This is a genomic window from Echinicola vietnamensis DSM 17526, from assembly GCF_000325705.1.
GTDB classification, from domain to species: Bacteria; Bacteroidota; Bacteroidia; order Cytophagales; family Cyclobacteriaceae; genus Echinicola; species Echinicola vietnamensis.
Genome location: NC_019904.1, coordinates 5,061,345 through 5,080,202, shown reverse-complemented (window position 1 = coordinate 5,080,202; position 18,858 = coordinate 5,061,345). Strand labels below are relative to the sequence as shown.

Genomic DNA, 18,858 nt, shown 5'->3' with positions numbered 1-18,858 from the left:
TTCTTCCGGTATTCGTGTTTTTTTCAATAGGTTTGATTTGTCCGAAACTTCAGGAAAGGATCTGTTCCCAGGTCTGGGAGGCGGTGCGGGCCCACGGGAATTGCCTTGCCCGGCGGAGGCCCTTTTCGACCAAATCCTCATAAAGTCCATGGTCGCTGACCAGCCGCTCAATGCCGTGCTGGATGTCCGCGTGATCCTCTGGCCGTGCCAACAGGGCCGCGCCACCAGCGATCTCCGGAAGGGAGCTTTCCGTGGAGGTTAGGACCGGGGTGCCCGAGGCCATGGATTCCAGAACGGGCAGTCCGAAGCCTTCCATTTTGGAAACAAACAGCGTGGCATAGGCTCCCCTATAGACCTTCGGAAGCGCTTCCTCGGGAATGAACCCCAAAAACTGCACCCTTTTTTCAATGCCCAGCCCTTCGATAAGTGCCCGGAGCTGGGAATCGGGGTTCCCGCTAAGTGCAAAAACAAAGTCCTTGGGAATGCGGGCATGGGCAAAGGCCGTCAGCATGGCGGGAAGGTTTTTGTTCTCCCGACGGTTGCCAACGTACAGAAAATAGGGCCTGCCCAGTGAATGGCCCTCCTCATTGGCCAGGAAATGGTCGTCCACGCCGTTATAAATCACCGAAATCAGCGATTCGGGGAGACCCAGTATGGTGACCAATTGCGCTTTGCTGAAGTGGGAAACGGTAATGAGCTTTTTGGCCCGTTTGGCGAGCCGGGCAATGACCTGACGGTAATAGACCCGGTGCAGGGGAGAATAGTAAAAAAGGTGCATCAGGTCATGGACGGTAAAAACAAAAGGCATCTTCGAATATAGCGGGGGCATAAAGGAAGGACTGTAGAAAACTTCCCCATCTGACCTGCCAATGTCACGGGCAAGGGCAACCGGGGAAAACATACTTCCCAGCGGGACAGTGGTGCGCACATAGCGGCAATCCACTCCTTGTGGAGCTGCTTGCATGACCTCCCGGTAAAGCCTTCCGATTCCTGTATCCCCGGCCCATCGGCCATCGATCAATACTTTTCTTTTTTGTTCCATAACCCAATTTTTACATCGCCAAAAGGAACATTGTCACGGCAAGTGCCCAGAGGAACCAGCAGGACAAGGTACATGGCGATATCATTATCGTATCCCGAATACAGGATGCACATGATGGCAAGCAGCGGCAAAAAGCATGCTATCCAGAAGTGAAGGTGCGGGTTTATGATAAAACAAGACCGCGAATAGCCGACCAAAAACACCACAAAGGATGCCAGTCCGATGATGCCCAGCTCCAAATAACAGGACATGAAGGTGTTGTGGATGTGCGGCTCCCCATGGTAAAATTGGGCGTATTCGTTCAGGAAGGCCGGAGCGGTCATAAAGCCCTTGCCCCAAAGGGGAATGTCGGTGATATGGGCAAAAAAGGCCTGCCAATAGACCAGGCGTACGCCCATGCCGTCGTTGGAGGCGGTCAGCTGATCCACGCGGACCACCTTTTGGAGGATGATGGGGACAAGTGCTGCCAAAGCCACGACCATGACGATCCGGTATTTCTTGGAAAGGACCGTCCACAACAGGTAGCCACAGCCGATCAAAAGGGCCACCACGGGGGTCCTGGAAAGGGACAGGTAGGCAACCAGGAAAATAAAGGCGATCCGCCAAAAGGCCACCTTCCGGTAACGCACCACCGGTATCAGGATATACAGAAAACCCAGTAGGGCTATCCGGCCTCCCAGCATGTTCTTATCGGCCAGCCCCCAGAAGAAGAGTTGGGGATCATAAAGCATGCTGGCCTGCCCCGAAGAACTGCTGCCCGTGACCAGCCGGAAATGAAGGGCCTCATGGTAAACCAACAGCTGCAACAGGACCAATGCGAAGATCACGTGCAGGGTGATGTCCACCAAATAGAGCAGGTTTTGGTTGTTGCGCTGGGCAAGCCAGTTGAAGGAGCAGTAAAGAAAGGCGAAATTGACCACCAGTTTGATGATGGCCGTCACCAAAGCGGCCTGGCCTTCGTAAACCAAAAAGAAACTGCCCACAGCATAAAGGGAAAATATTCCGAGGGCGATGACCCAAGGGGCAAGATATTTTTTGTCGGATTCAATAAAGGAAAATCCAGCAGAGACCAAAAAGAGGGCCGGATAGATCTTTACCGGCAGGCATGTGGATGCCAAGGCGATGCAGAACACCAACTCGGAGAGTTGGATATCCTTCCACTCCAGCACGGGAAGGGGCAAAGTACTGTTTTGTTGCTGCAGGGCGGTGGCCATGGATCAGATGGGGTTTGTCGTAAGGTCGTTTAACGTTGTTTCCAGAATATCCTGGTAGGCATCCAGCATCCTGTCCCGGTCCAAAATCGCCGCGACCGAACCGCGGGCCTGTGCGCTGAGCCGTTGATAGTCCTCAGGGTTTTCGTACAGGGTCTTTAGCGCTGCCGCAAGGGAAGCCGGCTCATCACCATGGCAAAAGAATCCGTTTATGCCCTCTTGGACCGTTTCCTTGAGCCCTCCGGCGGCATTGGCCACCACCGGGATATGGTGGGCAAGGGCCTCGATGGCCACCATGCCCAGCGGCTCTTCCCACAAGGAGGGGACCGCCAATACATCAATGTTGGAGAAGAGCTCAGCAGGTTGTGCATAGCCCATAAACTCAATATTAGCATGTTCCTCGCTGATGGAGCGAAGGTGTGTTTCATAGCTTTCCTTGCCCTTTCCGGCAATGTGAAGGTGTATCGGGAAGTCCACCTGCTTGACCGTTTCGATCAGCCATTCGATGCCTTTGATCCTGGAGAGGGTGCCCAAATACCCGACACGCAAAGGAGCCTGTGCCGTTCTGGTCCGCGGAGGGCCAGGGTCGGGGATTTGCCGGGTGTTATGGATGACCTGTTTGTGGGCATGAGGAAAGTAGCCTTCTGCCTCAAAGCGCTGCAATATGCTTTGGCTGATGCCCACGACCGCGTTGACCTGCGCGGACTTGCCTTGGTGATGGAGCCGCAGCAGCTTGCATTCCATACAGATGCCTTTGCAGGCCGTGTCGTTCTTGTACATATTGCTGTTGGGACATAAAAGGTAAAGGTCATGCAGCACCTGGACCATGGGAATCCCCAGGGTACGGAGCTCGTCCCAGACCGCGACGGACCAACCGGCCAAATTGTGGCAGGAAACCACATCGGGCCGTTCCCGCGCCACCACCTCACGCAAGTAGGGCATCATGTCCCGGTTTTCACGGTCCTTTACATGCCAAAGCAACCGTTGGTACGCAGGGGGCTGGCCGGTGTCATAGGGCCAATACCGGTTTTTGAGGCCTGCACGGTAGACCTTCACACCATCCACCGTGGAGGAATGAAGCTCCCCCTCGGGCATCAGGGCCAATACCGCCACATCAAACCCTCTGGATTGCATGCCTTCCACCATGAGCTTGAGCGAAAGTTCGGCTCCACCACGGATGTCAGGGGCATAAAGTGAATTGATATAGAGTATTTTCATGGTCGTTGGTCTTGCATGTCATTGCCCGCCGGGGAAGGGCTGCGTTTACGTGAGAATTTACCAAAATAATCGGATAAAAGCAGGTTTTCCTTACGATGAAACCAGTTTATGGTAAAGTTGTTTGAGTTTATTCCCTACACGGGCCTTGGGCTGCCGGCTGAGCACATGGGCCTGCATGGCCTTGCCCATGGCCTCAAGGGCTTTCGGGTCCCTTTTTTTCAAGGCCATGGCCTGATCGATGGCCTGTCGGATCACCTTCCGGTGCCCGGCAGGGTCCTCATAGCGGTAGCCAAAGAAATTTTCCCGCGCCTCCTCCATATCAACCAACGTGCCAATTTCCGGACAAATCACGGTTTTTTGATAGCTGAAGGCCAGCATGACCGTGCCGGAATTCAGGCTGCTGGCCAGGTCATAGGGCAATATCACCACATCGGATTTGGCGAGCAGTTCGGGAAGGAGACTGTCCGGAACAAAAGCGAGGTTCAGGTGGATGTTGGGGAACCTTTTCGCTAACTGGGTGAGGCTGTCTTTATAAGCTTCGTCCTTGGCCTTGCCGGCAATCATAAGGGAAACATCTTTCATATCGCCCACCGTTTCGATCAGCAGCTCAATGTTTTTGTACGGTTTGACAGCGCCCACAAACAGGAGCCTCAGCGCGGAGTCATCGCTTGGACTGGAGGAAGGTACCGGCCCGTAGCAGTCCACAAAATCCGGATGGGGGATATAATGGATCTTCTGGGAAAGGGATGGGGACTGTGCCAAAATGAGCGCTCGGGAAAGTTGGCTGTGAATGATAATGGCGTCCGACCATGCCAGCAGTCGATCGGTCAGGATGCTGCTCATCTTGCCGGTTTTTTGTTCGTGGGTCATACGGTTGTGCATGGTCCACACCAACTTTTTCCCGCTCAGGTGGATGACCGTCAGCACCACCATCTTCCGGAAAAAGCTTCTCAACCCCTTGAAAAAGCTTGTGTCATCGATGTTCTCAAACCAATTGAGGTGGACCAGACGGATACTCCAAAAATGTTTCCACCCGGAAAACAAGCCGTCCAGTTCATGGATGCGGAAGCCATCCTGGCGCAGTGGCTCCACCATGATTTGGATGTATTTGTTCTCGGTATTGTCCGGTGGGTTGAAAATAATATCCATGTATAAAACGGTGTTTATGAGTTCTTTTCGCTATTTCCTTTTTGGCGTCCATTAGGATGGCATCCCCTCACTTTTTTGCCTTATGCCCAAACAGCTATTCCCTGAGCTGTTTTCTCATTTTCCTGCTTTTGACGGCAGCCGTTAAGATATCCTTGGTCGTGAGCTGGAATTTCTTTCGGTGCCGGAGCCATTTGCCGATACGGGGGATGGCCTCTGAGGCCATGATCTTGGTCATGGTAAAGATCCTCCGGTCGCGCATGTAGCGGTCTTGGTTTTCGACCAGGTGCCGATAGATGACCGTTTCGACAGCTCCCAGGGGATTTTCCTGGAGAAAGTTTTTCAGCCAGGCCGCATAGCCCATGTCCGCTTCCAGTTTGGCCAGGCCATTGGTGGTCGTGGAGGTAATGGACATCCCATGGCTCCTGTAGCGGAAGACCGCCTTTGGGCTGTGGGCAATGCCTTTTTGCCCCATGGCGATGAAGGCGGTGATGTCATCAGATCCCCAGGCCAGGGGAAGCGGATGGAAACCTCCTTGGTCCCGCAAGGCCTCGGTACGGTAAAGGTAGTCGGAAATATAGTTGGAGCGGTACTGGTTTAGGCGGTGCCAAATGCTGTCATAAACATCCTCGGTGGCGGGACAGGCCGGGGTCAGCAGTATCGTATTTCCGTTTTCGTCGATGATCTTGCTCCTGCAGTGGTAGACATCCAGGTCCGGATGGGCGGCGATCAGCCCGGTGAAGGTCTCCAAATAATCGGGTTCCAAAAGGTCGTCATCGCCCATGATCACGATAAACTTTCCCGTGGCCAGGGAAAGGCATTTGTTCCAGTTCTGGACCAGGTCGACGGCCCCGACGTTCGTTTCGTTTTTATGGTACTGTATCCTTTTGTCATCAAACTGGGAAACCACTTCTTCAACAGGTTGGGGAGAGCAGTCGTTCAGGATGATGAGCTCAAAGTCTCCTATGGTCTGGCCCAGGATACTGGCAATGCATGCGTGGAGATGCTTGCTCTTATAGGCGGGGATACATATGGAAAAGGTGGTGCCGTTATTCGGATTCATGGGTTCAGGGTTGGGGTGAAAGTTTGCTTTTTAGGTAGTCGATATCGGAACGCTTGATGACAAATGCCCCGTGAAAGCCTGCAAAAACCAACAGAAATACCGTGGTCTGCAGGGCCATTGCCAAGTAAGGCTGCGCCAAATCGACCAAGGTTCCGGTCAGATAAGCCAGAAACCATGCCAAGACCGCCCCCAGCAGGGAAGGTGAAAAGGCCTTGAAGAAGATCCGGGCGCTGCTCATGTGCAGGACCTTGGGAATATAGTAAAAGTAGAAGAAGCCCATCTGGATGAGCATGTAGACCAAATACCCCATAACGGCCGCACCCACGCCCATCTCTGGGGCGAAGACCACGGTAATCGGCAGGGAAAGGATGCAGCCAATGGCCGCCGAATAGACCAGGGCCTTGGTCTTCCCGGAGCTCAGGACCAAGCTGGCCACGGGAGTGTTGTGCATGGACAGCAACACGGTGAGCAACCAGATGATCAGCCATTTGCTGAGGTCGGCGTAACTTTCTCCCATATAGAGCACCAGCAGGTTTTCTGCGTTCAGGATCAGGGCGAATACCACTAAGGTCAAGAAAATAGCGATATAGCGGGTGGCCTCGAAGACCATCTTTTCCATTTTGTGTTGGTCGTTTTCAGCATGGGCCTTTGAAGCAGAGGGCAGCAGCACTTGAAGAAAGATGCTGCCGAAGGACATGACCAGGTTGGCAATGGTTTGGATGACCCGGTAATCGGTCAGCACATCGATGCCCGTGGCAAATTTGGCCAGCAGGATAGGGCGCAGTTCTTTTGCCGAAAATTGGAACAGCCCCATGGCAAAGATGGCCATGCTATAGCCCAAGATCTGCTTGAAAACTTTTCCGTCCCACTTGGGAAGCAGGAGCTTGCGCAGCGGAAGAGGATAGCGCTTCAGCCGGAGGACATTCAAGGGGATGACCACCATTAGCGATAGGGTGTAAAACAGGAAGTAGACCTCCAAGGACCATTGGAAATGGATGGCGGCCAGGGCAATCAGGAAGTTGAGGACACTGCTGATGACGGTGATGCGGTGGACAAACCCCAGCTCATCCTTGGCGCTCAGCAACTGGATGACCACGTTTGACAGCCAGTTGAACACCGTGCTGGCAGCGAGGATATACATCATGATCCGATAGGTAGGGGCTTGGTCCTGGCTGATATTGAAAAAGTCGGGACCATGATCGGCCATCCAAACGAAGATCAGGGCGTTGACCAGGCCGATGAGCCCGTAGAACACCATACTGGACCGTGAGGCCGTGGCAATTTTATCATACTCGCCTTTGGATTCCCACATGGCAAAATACCGCACCGATCCGATGTTCATGCCCAAGTCCATCAGGCGAAGGTAAGCATTTAGCGAGAAGGCCAAGGCAATGAGTCCATAGTCGGTTTTGCCATAAAAGCTTACCAGCAAGGGAATGGTCACAAACTTCGCCAAGGCATCGAGCACCTTGGCAGCGATGCCCCAAACAGAGCCAGAGAAGATTTTCTTTACCGGAGATTGTCCTGCCATAGGTAAGTCAATAGATCAATGCGTAAATTAAACCAATTTTAAGGATAATTAAGGGTTTTGGGCTCCCTCGGAAAAAGAGATTTTGCCCGAAAAAAACTGCTGGAAAGGTGATAGCAATCTTAGTGCTAGAAATCATGGAGCGGCGAGATGGGGTAGGCCTTGCGTTATTTGTGGGATAATTTTTTCAGTAGTACCAAAACAGGTAGGTTTTTTGATAGAAGGTAAACCATGGAAAATATTTTGATCATTGGTGCTTTTGACCGCTATAATTACGGGGACCTGCTTTTTCCCCTGATCATTGAAAAACAGCTCGAAACCTTGGGGAAGGAATACCGTTTCCGGTTTTTTGGACTGGTGAAAAGCGATCTTTCCCAAGTAGGAGGGAAGCCCACCGAGGATTTGGCAGCTTTTTACGAGGCCTGCAACGCCAACGATGGGCAAAACCACGTCATTATCGCCGGAGGCGAGGCCCTGGGCGTGACCTGGCACTCCCTTTTTGCCGCCTTGAACCCAACTTACCAAAAAATCCATCGCTACCGCCATCGCCTTTCCAGGTACATCGACCTGAATGCCATGGCCAAGCGTTTTCTAAAAGGGAAAACGGTATTGCCGCTGGTCTTTACCAAAGATGATCTGGGAAAGGTACGATCGGTGATCCTCAATTCTCTCGGGGGATCGGGGATTGACAGGAGCGTTTTTGAGCGCTATCCGTTTATGCAGGAAAAACTACAGCAGGTGGATTACTTGGCCGTAAGGGACGGACAGACCGTTAAAAACTTGCAGGCAAACCAAGTGGATGCACGGCTTTTTCCCGATTCCGCCGTCCTGATGTCAGCATTTTATCCCGTTGCTGACTTGGAGGCACGTGTGACCCCACCGGTAAGGGATTATGTCAAAGCCCATCGGGGAAAGTACCTCTTCTTCCAGATCAACCGAAAAAACACCATGGGAAAGGAAGCGGTGATCGCTGGCCAACTGGAGCAGGTGTTCCGGCAATCCGAAACGGAGCTGTGCCTGTGTCCAATAGGCAAGGCCCTCGACCATGACGACCACCTGGCCTTGGCGGAGGTGCGGAGGCGGATGGACTGTCCGCACGTTTATTTTGATGCCGAAAATATTTGGGATATCATGTACTTGATTGCCAATGCAAAATGCTATGCCGGCACCAGCCTGCACGGTGCCATCACGGCCATGAGCTATGCCGTGCCCCATGTCGGGCTAAAGGTAGAAAAGCTGAATGCTTATTTGGCCACCTGGGGACTTCCCCGGAACAATTTTGCGGTTGGCTTTGATAGGATCCATGCCCAGTTTGAGGTGGCCGTTTCCTTGCCGAAGGAAACCTATAACGAAAAACAACAGCTCCAAATGGAACAGGCCCGAAAGGCCTTTGCCTTGATAGGAGAGGTCATCGGAAAACCTTGATTTCCCAACAAAAGCTCCGGGAAGGTATTTGGATGGGAAGTATTGGTAGGTGGTTTGTGGGTGGTCTTTCGAATGGAAGCTCCGTGACTTTGTCTACATTATGGTACAATAATTCTACAATTTGTCTAATATTTCAGATTTTAGAACCTGAAGTTTTTTGATGATGTTCTAAAAATACCACTTCAGATTTCTTAATTGGCTATATTCATTGTTTTTTGGTGATTTTTTAAGGGTTGTGGAATAGGACTTGGATTAATTAAGGTCATACCATTAGAGCCTTAAAACCAACAACGATGAAAATACCGTTAAAGCGTATCAACCATCTGGTATTGACATGGAGCTTGGCAGGTTTTACTTGCCTGCCTGCTTTTGCCCTTACCGAGAGCTTTCCGGATTGGCGAGCGGCCTCCGAAGAACTCACCCCGTATCAGGATACCGTACCACAGCAACCCCGTCCCACATTGGACGTGCAAGACACTGTTCCACCTTCCACAAGGACCGTAAAGGGCAAGGTGACCGATCAGGAAGGAGCCTCCTTGCCAGGAGCAACCGTCCAAATAAAAGGAACCGATACGGGAACGATCACCGATGAGCAGGGGAATTATACCATTAGGCTTTCTGGAGGGAGCAGTGAACAGGTGCTGGTGTTTTCTTTTGTGGGCTTCCAAGGAAAGGAAGTAGCCGTGGGCAACCAAAGCCAAGTAGACGTTACCCTTGGTTCCGAAGAGAAGGAATTGGAGGAAGTGGTGGTGATCGGGTACGGTTCGGCACGGAAGGCGGATCTTACTGGAGCCATTTCCCAAGTCAGCACCGAGGAGGTAAATGCCTTTCCCACCACCAGCGTGGTGCAGGCGTTGGCTGGCCGTGCTCCGGGCGTGCAGGTGGTGCAAAATGACGGTTCTCCGGGAGGAGGAGTGGACATACGCATCCGTGGGAGCAATTCCATCCAAGGGGACAACAGCCCCCTTTACGTGATCGATGGATTTCCCTATTCGGGCAACCCGACCAACCTCAACAATTCGGACATTGCCAGCATCGAAGTGCTCAAGGACGCTTCTGCCACGGCCATATACGGTTCCAGGGGGGCAAACGGAGTGGTGCTCATCACCACCAAAGGAGGGGTGCAGGCTCCCACCCAAGTGGAATTTGACAGCTATTACAGTGTGCAGCACTTACGGAAAAAGCTGGACCTGATGAACGGGCGGCAGTATGGCCAGCTGATGAACATCCAGGCCGCAAATGATGGTTTGGATCCCTATTTCAGCGAAAGTGAGCTTTCGGCCATGGACACAGGGACGGACTGGCAGGACCAAGTGTTCGACAGGGCACCCATCAAATCCAGCTCCATCAGGGTTTCGGGGGGAAATGAAAGTACCCGATTTTCGGTAGGAGGAAGTATTTTTGACCAGGAAGGGATCATTCGCGGAAGTGACTATAACCGTTATGCCCTGCAATCCTCCATCCATCATTCCCTGAGCGATAAGCTGACCATTGACTTTTCGACCAACTTGACCAAACTGACCACTGCCAGAAGGGACAGCGATGGCGGGGCTCGGGGAAACTCCATGATCGGGGCAGCCTTGGTGGCCTCTCCCTTGTCCTCGCCCTATGCTCCCGACGGCTCCTTGACGGTATTGTCCGAAGACTTCCCCTTCGTTTCCCCGGATATCATCAATCCGCTTAACTATATCAATGAGGAGTTCAACACCGTTAATGCCAATATTGTCCTGGCCAATGCCTCGGTGAGTTATCGGCCCATTCCAAAATTGACCATCAAAATCCTTGGCGGGATCGAAAACAGGGATGACCGAACGGATGTTTACCGGACCACCGATTTTATCAACAGCGATGGCAATGCCAGCGTCAACACCCGGCAGTACATCAGCCGGCTCAATGAAAACACCATTTCCTATGCGGACACCTTGGATGAAAAGCATAAGTTTGATGTCCTGGCGGGCTTTACCTATCAGGATTTTCAGACACGCTACCTGGCAGGAAGTTCAGCTGGATTTCTCAGCGACCTGTTTGGAACGGATAACTTGGGCGCGGCCAATACCCCCGGCGTGCCCACTTCGGGATATGCCAAGTCGGTACTGCTTTCCTATATCGGTCGGTTGAACTATAATTATGCTGACAAGTACCTGTTTACGGCCACTTGGCGTGCCGATGGTTCCTCGCGCTACAGCGAAGGTAACAAATGGGGGCATTTTCCCTCCGCAGCACTGGCTTGGCGGGTGTCCCAAGAAGGATTTATGCAGCAACAGCAGGTGGTGTCCGAGCTGAAGATACGTACAAGTTGGGGGCTTACCGGAAGTCAGGCCATTGATCCGTACAGTACCTTGAACAGGCTTTTTCCGGGCTATACCGTTTTTGGCGAGGAGCTGTACAGCACCTTTGCGCCACAGTCGGTCCTGCCGGGAGACCTTAAATGGGAAACCACCGAGCAGTTTGACGTTGGGCTGGACCTTGGGCTGATCGGTGGCCGCATCATGCTGGGGGCGGACTATTACATCAAAAACACCCGCGACCTGCTCAGCACGGTCAGGCTGCCCAGCTCCTTTGGCTATACCACCACCGTGGCCAATGTAGGCGAAATTCAGAACAAGGGCCTTGAGCTCAGCATGGATGCCATAGTGCTGAACAGGGGGTTCCACTGGAACTTGAGCGGGAACATCGCCTTTAACCGAAACAGGGTCATCAGCCTGAACGATGGCGAACCCATTCTGACCAACTATATTAATGTAGTGACCGTGGCGGATAACTTTTCCATCATGGAAGAGGGAAGGCCCCTGGGGCAGTTTTGGGGCTATCAAGAGGACGGCTATACCGAAGATGGTAATATCCGCTACAGGGACCTGAACGGGGACGGGGAGATTAACGAGTCGGACAAGACCGCCATTGGCGATCCCAATCCCGATTTTTATTATGGCATCAATTCCACGATGACCTTCAAGAACTTTCAGTTGGACCTGTTCCTGCAGGGGACCAAGGGCAACGATATCTTTAATGTCAGTGCCATATCCAGCACCATGGATTTCGGGCAGGGGTTGAACATGCCGGAAGAAGTGCTGCTGGATCATTGGACCGCAGAGAATACCGATGCCAAATACCCGAGGATCAGCCGAAACAATGACCTGAAGGTGTCCGACCGCTATGTGGAGGACGGCTCTTACCTGCGGGTGAAAAATATCCAACTGGCCTATGATTTTGCCTTCCCGGAATCCAAGTGGATCGGTAACCTGAAACTTTATGTCAGTGGCCAAAACCTGCTTACGTTTACCGATTATTCCTGGTGGGATCCCGAGGTAAACAGCAACGGTGCCGATGCCAGTCTCGGGATCGACCACTTCAGCTATCCTATTCCAAAATCCTATACCGTGGGCCTCAGGGCCACCTTCTAACCATCCAAACGCGATACAGACCATGAATACCGATCATATCATTTCCCGAAATTTATGCCAAAGGCCTTTCCGATTTGCTGGCAGGGCACCGATGATCCTGTGGGCATTTACCGTACTGGTAGGGTGCAGCGATTTGCTGGAAGAAACGCCCAAGACCGTGGTGGCGGAAAACTTTTACCAGTCCGCAGCAGATATCGAAGCGGCCACGAATGCCATTTATAATCCGCTGCGCAATGTACGTTCCGAACAAGTGGCCGTTCTGAGCGCCCATACCGATTGGGGATACGGGCGGGGAAGCAGGGCCCAATACAATGATTTCGACGGGTTGAATGCCACCAACATCAACACCGCCGCCAGTCGCTGGACCATGTTTTACGAAGGGATCAGAAATGCCAACCTGGTGATTTTCCATGTCCCCCAAAGTGAGCAAGTGGCACAGGAAGTGCGCGACCGCTTTTTGGGTGAAGCCCGGTTTTTAAGGGCATTGACCTATTTTGACCTGGTCCGTAACTGGGGAGGGGTGCCGCTCAGGACCGAAGAAAACATGGAGGAAAGGGATGTGCCCAAAGCCAATGCGGATCAAGTATACGCGTTTATCTTGGAAGATCTGCGGATGGCCGAGCGTGCCTTGCCTGCCGAACCCGCACAGCCGGGAAGGCCTACCCTATGGGCGGCCAAGACGTTGATGGCAGATGTTTTTCTTCAGCTTGAAGCGTATGATTCGGCCCAGGTCAAAGCAAAGGAAGTGATCGATTCGGGGCAGTTTGGACTTGTTCCGGTCCAACGCGTAGAAGATATCCAGTGGAAGATCTTTGGGCCTGATTTGGTCAATAGCAGCGAAGAGGTTTTTTACCTGAAATATGCCCGTCAATCAGCCCAGGGGAATGGGTTGCCGTGGATATTGAACCACCCCAGTACGGGATTGTACAACTTTGGCGGGGCCTATGCCCATTACGGGGATGCCGCCAATCCCTTTTTCGAGCAATGGGACGATGCAGACCTGAGAAAGCAGCTGTGGTCCAACGTGGACTTTGGCCTGGGGGCGACCACCTTGGTCAGCGGGAAGTATGTGGAGCCCGAAGCGCCGGACAACACCGGAGCGGGAAATGACCTGCCCATCTACCGCTACGCAGAGGTGTTGTTGCTGTTTGCTGAAGCGGATGTTCGCGCTTCCGGGACGGTGAGCGGCGAGGCCCTGGAAGCACTGAACCAAGTACACAGAAGGGGGTACGGCTTGGATCCTTCGGTGCCGGGTGAAGTGGATTTCGGTCTCTCGGAGATGTCCACGGAGGCATTTCTGGATGCCGTGTTGCAAGAGCGGGCCTATGAATTCCAATTTGAAGGGAAACGCTGGCTGGACCTGAAGCGGTTGGGAAGGGCAGAGGAATTCGTTTCCCAAAACAAGGGCATCAGCATTGCCGAGAAACATTATCTTTGGCCGATACCCGTGGATGAGCTGAATTATAACCAGGCCATGGATGCTTCCAGCGATCAAAATCCCGGATATTGACCGTGTTTTTTATGTTGGAATAATCCTCGAGGTTCCTTTCTGGTCATGCGGAAAGGAACCTTTTTCGTCATGGGACTTTATCAGGAAAAAGATGGAAGTCCTTTCCCCAAGAAAAGAAATCGGGGATCAAGCAGAAAAGATGGGGGTAGCCTGTTTCGATGGGTAAATATGATCTTCGCCATCTTTGGTTGCTATTTGGCCACGGATGAACGCTGATAAACACAGATAGGATGCTTAAGAAATGGCAAATCCGTGGTATGGTGTAAAATGTAACCTCGAAAGTTAGCTCCAAAGGGACGGCACATTCATAGCCATGGGTGAAGCCCATGGTAAATTAACCCAACCAACGTTTTCCGTTTTAGCGTCATTGACCGCCCCATTCTCCACAACTTCCCGCTAAAACCCATTCGAGCGGATGGAGGAAAACCATCGTTGTAACGGTGTGAAATTTTCTTTCATAAGAACATGTCGAAAATCATCCCCCCAGAAACATTGCTTGATCCGAAATCGGATGTTAAATAATTTTGAATTTTTGGTCGAAAAGTCTCGCGAAATTCCAATTTTAGGCGGTTATTTTATAAATTCGCACTCCTACCGCCATCAGAATGAAAATTTCAGAAACCTTGGATGCCGTTTTGGTGTTTAATGGTTCTGAAAAAGTATCCAACTATTTCGTAAAATTTGTAGCGTAACTTTATGAGTACTTTATCCCCTGTGAAAAGGCTATGGCGGCTTTTGAAACTGTATAAGCCCGAAATAAGGCAGATTTATACCTACGCCGTTTTTATCGGTGTGGTAAACCTGTCCCTGCCACTGGGAATCCAGGCCATCATTAATTTTCTCCAAACCGGACAGCTGTCATCCTCTTGGTTTATTTTGGTTACCGTGGTTTTGATGGGGATTGGCGTAGCAGGGGTGTTGCAAGTGCTGCAATTGCGGATTGTGGAGAACATCCAGCAGGATATTTTTGCCCGCTCGGCCTTTGAGTTTGCATTTCGGTTTCCCAAAATGAAAGCCAAGGAGGTGGATAGTATCCACGCACCGGAGCTGGCCAACCGTTTTTTCGATACCCTGACCATCCAAAAAGGATTGCCCAAGATCCTGATCGACCTGTCGCTGTCCACCTTTCAGATCTTTTTCGGGCTGTTGTTACTGTCCGTGTACAGCCTGTACTTTATCTGGATGGGACTGGTCATGATCCTGATCCTTTATCTATTGGTGAAAATCACCGGTAAGATCGGTTTGGATACCAGCATTGAGGAAAGCAAATATAAGTACCGATTGGCACACTGGTTGGAAGAAATTGGTCGTGCCAGGAGGACGTTTCAGCTGAATGACCCAACGTCATTTCACCTGCGAAAGACCGATGATATTACGGCTGATTACGTTAACAGCAGGGAATCCCATTTTAAGGTATTGCTGGATCAGTTTAAGTCCTTTGTGGGGTTCAAGATCATCATTGCCGCAGGAATCTTGGTCGTGGGCGGGCTGTTGGTCTTTAACCAGCAGATGAACATTGGCCAGTTTGTGGCCGCCGAGATTGTCATCATCCTGATCATCAATTCGGTTGAGAAGCTATTACGGGTCTGGGACAATGTATACGATGTGCTGACAGCTTTTGATAAAATCGGTTTCGTGACCGACTTGGAGCTTCAGGAGAACAAGGGGCAGGAAGTGCTTGCCGCCGATGTGGAATGTTCGCTTTCCTTGAAAAAGGCCACCTTTCGGCATAAAGGAGCTGCTGATCCGACCTTTAGCGAGCTGGACCTGACCATTCCGGAAAGGGCCAGGGCGGTGCTCAACAGCGGAACGGGCTCGGGAAAATCCACCCTGCTGCAGGTGTTTGCCGGAGTGCAGGAACTGGAATCGGGCGACGTGTTGCTGAACGATATTTCCTATAGCGTACTGAGCAGAAAAAGCCTGCACCAAAAACTGGGAATTGTCTTTGCCGCCAACCAGATATTTGAAGCAACCATCAGGGAAAATATTTTAGTGGGCAGGCAGGTGCCCGAAAAGGAATTATCGGAAATGTTACGCGATTTGGGGCTGGAGGATTATATCAAGGGCCTGCCAAAAGGATTGGAAACGATCATGGACAGCGGGGGGAGGCGCACGCCACGGTGCATCATCCAAAAAATACACTTGGCACGTGCCATTTGCCACCGGCCAGGGCTGCTGCTGATGGAAGACCCTTTGGTCAATATGCCAACCGCCGAAAGGGTTCAGTTGATCGATTACCTGACCGATGAAAAACAGCCATGGACGCTGGTTGTCATCAGCGATGATGAGGAATGGTTGAAAAAAAGTACAATGACCGTGAAGCTGTAACCTGCTATGCTTAATATCTCTGAAAATAGTATTCATAATTATATCAAAAAGAAGGATTTCAAGGTCTTTAAGGTGTTGGAAGATGCCAAACCCTTTCAGTTTTCAAGAAGGACCTTCCTGATCATTTTTATAGTGTTTGTGGCGGCCATGTTTTTGCCTTGGACACAGAATATTCAAACGGACGGCTACGTGACCACCCGCTCCCCGGAGCAGCGGCCACAATCCATCCAATCGGTAATTTCCGGGAGGTTGGAACGATGGTACGTAAAGGAAGGTGATTTTGTCCAGCAGGGCGATACCTTGGTGTTCATCTCCGATGCCAAGAGCGAATATTTTGATCCCAACCTCTTGGAGCGTACCGAAGAACAGCTGAACGCCAAGACCCAAAGTGCGGATTCCTATGAGATGAAAGTTGGGGCGCTGAGGTCGCAATACCAAGCGGTCCAGGAAGCGCTGGAATTCAAATTGCGCCAGCTGGACAATAAGATCCTTCAGGCCAAGAACAAGGTGGAAATGGACAGCATGGACCTGGTGGCTTTCAAGACTAACCTTTCCATTGCCGAAAACCAGCTGCAGCGTACCACCGAGCTGCACGCCAAAGGCCTTAAGTCCCTTACCGAGCTGCAGGAAAAGGAGCTGAAGGTACAGGAAACAAGGGCAAAGGTGACCGTCCAAGAGAACAAACTCACCAACCAACGTAACGAGCTGCTCAACCTGGACCTGCAGATTTCCTCCACTGAGCGGGAGTACCGGGACAAGCTTTCCAAGGTACAATCGGATATCCAAACGGCCCTTTCCTCCAAATTGGGCACACAGGCAGATGCTTCCAAACTTCGGAATCAACTGCGCAATTATACCGAAAGAAGGGAACGTTACTTTATCACCGCCCCCCAATCAGGCTATATTACCAAAACCGTGACCAAAGGGATTGGGGAAATGATCAAAGAAGGTACCGATATCATGACCATCGTGCCAGAGCGCTATGACCTGGCCGTGGAAGTGTATGTCCGCCCACGCGATCTACCGCTGGTTCAGGAGAACGAAAAGGTACGACTACGCTTTGACGGCTGGCCTGCGATCGTCATCAGCGGCTGGCCAGAGGCTTCTACGGGGATCTTTTCCGGAAAAGTGGTAGCCATGGACCGCTTTATCAGCAGTAACGGCTACTACAGGCTGCTGGTGACCCCCGATCCAGAAGAGCGCAAGTGGCCGGAAAGGCTCAGCATCGGTACAGGAGCGCGGGCATTCCTACTTCTGAACGATGTGCCGCTATGGTACGAGATATGGAGACAGCTGAATGGCTTCCCTACAGATTACTATAGCGAAGAAAAGGCCAATCCCAAGGCCATTAAATTAAAGGCTCCCTTGAAATCAGTAAAATAGGCATTGACATGAGCAGAGTGGTAATTTATACGGGCTTATTGTGGATCCTGATCACCTCGCTGCAGACCCGGGCATGGGCGCAGGAAGCGGGGGAGGAGAGGTTGTATTTTGAGCAATATATCCAGGACGTACTGGCACACCATCCCCTGTCGGCAAAGGCAAGGCTCAATGCCCAAAAGGCAGCAGCTACCGTGCGGGCGGCGAGGGGGAATTTTGACCCTGTGGTCGGGGCGGATTTCAGCCAAAAACATTATGACGACAAAATATACTACCGTAAGCTGGCCTCGGGGTTGAGGATTCCCACAGTCGCAGGATTTGACCTGGTGGCGGGCTATGAGAAAAACTCGGGCTATAACCTGAACCCTGAAAACTATATTGCCGGAGATGATGGCCTGTGGAATGCCGGTATCGAGCTGAACGTGCTCCAAGGACTCTTGATGGATGAAGGCAGGACGGCCCTGAAGCAGGCCAAGGCCTATGCGGCCATTGCCGAGCAGGATCAGGTCTTACAGACCAACGACCTGTATTTCAGTGCTGCAGAGGCCTATTTTTATTGGGCTAATAGCCATCAGTCTTTGGAAATCGTCCAGGAAAGTGTGGAACTGGCTGAAAATTACTTTGAAAACACCAAGACAGCTTACTTAAACGGCGAAAAAACCGCCATGGACACCTTGGAGGCCTTTACGGTTTGGCAGGATCGGCAAAACCTGCTGCAGTCTGCCCAATCCAGTTATGTGGCTACCGTGCGGAATTTGGAAAACTTTCTTTGGGACCAAGATGGAAATGCTTACCTGCAGGGAAGGGATCCTGAGCAGTTGGAAACTTTGCGCGAAGCCGCAGGGGTGCCTGAGTTTCCCATCGACTCGGTGGAGCAGCATCCCATGTTACAGAAGAGCAGGTTGGACCTTTCTGCCCTCGAAGCGGAAAGAAGGATGAAACAGGAAAAACTGCTGCCCAAGCTCAAGCTCAAATACATGCCACTGCTCACCCCGGACGGGGAAGGGCTGCCGGGGTACAATGAAAACGACTACAAATGGGGCTTTTCCTTTAGTTTTCCGCTTTTGCTCAGGGGCGAGAGGGGAAACTTACAGCTCAGCAAGATCAAAATCCAGGAAAAGCAGCTGGAGCTGGAAAACAAAAGCTTAGGACTCCGAAACAAAGTGCTCAACAGCCAGGCACAAATAGGATTGCTGGCCAATCAGGTGGCCAACCAGCGACAAAATGTGGAAGGTTATGAGCGCTTGTTGTGGGCGGAATCCGAAAAGTTCAATTATGGGGAGAGTTCCGTGTTCCTGCTCAACAAGCGGCAAGAGAAATTTTTGGAAGGCCAGTTGAAGCTGATCGATTTGATTACCAAATGGCAGCTGGAAAAGCTGAAGTATGGTTATTTTTCCAATACGCTGGACATTCCCGAAGCCACCCAGTAAGGTGCATCGTGCTGTTGTCCGCTCGCTGTCCAGCAGCACGAGGTGAGGTGGGTACCTTGCCGGATTTGCTGTCCTACCTGGATCGGAGGAAAAGCGCTTCCGGAAGAGTGAAAGCCACCAATCCTTTCGGTTTGGTGACGCTTCGGCCATTATTACCACCGAGAAATGCGCCAATG

General features: G+C 51.7%; 12 protein-coding genes. 6 read left to right on the top strand and 6 right to left on the bottom strand.

The genetic code is table 11. The features are described from left to right. Positions 1-49: 49 nt before the first annotated feature. The 6 genes from ECHVI_RS20615 to ECHVI_RS20590 form a co-directional block, all read right to left on the bottom strand. Positions 50-1,042 (bottom strand): glycosyltransferase family 4 protein, encoded by a 993-nt coding sequence (locus tag ECHVI_RS20615; protein WP_015267964.1) that lies wholly within the window; start codon positions 1,040-1,042, stop codon positions 50-52. Beyond that, the gene (locus tag ECHVI_RS20610) at positions 1,018-2,256 is read right to left on the bottom strand and encodes an O-antigen ligase family protein (protein ID WP_015267963.1); all 1,239 of its coding nucleotides are present in this window, start codon (positions 2,254-2,256) and stop codon (positions 1,018-1,020) included. The genes ECHVI_RS20615 and ECHVI_RS20610 overlap by 25 nt, the downstream gene beginning before the upstream one ends. Before the next feature lie 3 nt (positions 2,257-2,259). Further along, positions 2,260-3,471: a glycosyltransferase family 4 protein gene (locus ECHVI_RS20605; RefSeq protein WP_015267962.1), complete on the bottom strand. Its 1,212-nt coding sequence runs from the start codon at positions 3,469-3,471 to the stop codon at positions 2,260-2,262. A 90-nt stretch (positions 3,472-3,561) separates the two neighbouring features. Then, positions 3,562-4,620 (bottom strand): glycosyltransferase family 4 protein, encoded by a 1,059-nt coding sequence (locus ECHVI_RS20600; RefSeq protein ID WP_015267961.1) that lies wholly within the window; start codon positions 4,618-4,620, stop codon positions 3,562-3,564. A 94-nt stretch (positions 4,621-4,714) separates the two neighbouring features. Beyond that, positions 4,715-5,680 (bottom strand): glycosyltransferase family 2 protein, encoded by a 966-nt coding sequence (locus tag ECHVI_RS20595; RefSeq protein ID WP_015267960.1) that lies wholly within the window; start codon positions 5,678-5,680, stop codon positions 4,715-4,717. Positions 5,681-5,684: 4 nt separating this feature from the next. Beyond that, on the bottom strand, positions 5,685-7,211 hold the full coding sequence (locus tag ECHVI_RS20590; protein WP_015267959.1) for a lipopolysaccharide biosynthesis protein: 1,527 nt from the start codon (positions 7,209-7,211) through the stop codon (positions 5,685-5,687). A 228-nt stretch (positions 7,212-7,439) separates the two neighbouring features. On the opposite strand from ECHVI_RS20590, the gene ECHVI_RS20585 reads away from it, so the two are divergent. The 6 genes from ECHVI_RS20585 to ECHVI_RS20560 all read left to right on the top strand — a co-directional run bounded on the left by ECHVI_RS20585 (position 7,440) and on the right by ECHVI_RS20560 (position 18,682). After that, positions 7,440-8,633 carry a polysaccharide pyruvyl transferase family protein gene (locus ECHVI_RS20585; protein WP_015267958.1) on the top strand — a complete coding sequence of 398 codons (1,194 nt, stop codon included), beginning with the start codon at positions 7,440-7,442 and terminating at the stop codon, positions 8,631-8,633. A gap of 293 nt (positions 8,634-8,926) precedes the next feature. Continuing rightward, positions 8,927-12,034 (top strand): SusC/RagA family TonB-linked outer membrane protein, encoded by a 3,108-nt coding sequence (locus tag ECHVI_RS20580; RefSeq protein WP_015267957.1) that lies wholly within the window; start codon positions 8,927-8,929, stop codon positions 12,032-12,034. 22 nt (positions 12,035-12,056) lie between these two features. Next, positions 12,057-13,544 carry a RagB/SusD family nutrient uptake outer membrane protein gene (locus ECHVI_RS20575; RefSeq protein WP_015267956.1) on the top strand — a complete coding sequence of 496 codons (1,488 nt, stop codon included), beginning with the start codon at positions 12,057-12,059 and terminating at the stop codon, positions 13,542-13,544. 696 nt (positions 13,545-14,240) lie between these two features. Further along, positions 14,241-15,872 carry a peptidase domain-containing ABC transporter gene (locus ECHVI_RS20570; RefSeq protein ID WP_015267954.1) on the top strand — a complete coding sequence of 544 codons (1,632 nt, stop codon included), beginning with the start codon at positions 14,241-14,243 and terminating at the stop codon, positions 15,870-15,872. 6 nt (positions 15,873-15,878) lie between these two features. Beyond that, on the top strand, positions 15,879-17,255 hold the full coding sequence (locus ECHVI_RS20565; protein ID WP_015267953.1) for an HlyD family secretion protein: 1,377 nt from the start codon (positions 15,879-15,881) through the stop codon (positions 17,253-17,255). Positions 17,256-17,263: 8 nt separating this feature from the next. Continuing rightward, a complete protein-coding gene (locus ECHVI_RS20560) occupies positions 17,264-18,682 on the top strand; it encodes a TolC family protein (protein WP_015267952.1) in 1,419 nt (472 codons plus the stop codon). The last annotated feature ends 176 nt before the right edge of the window (positions 18,683-18,858 follow it).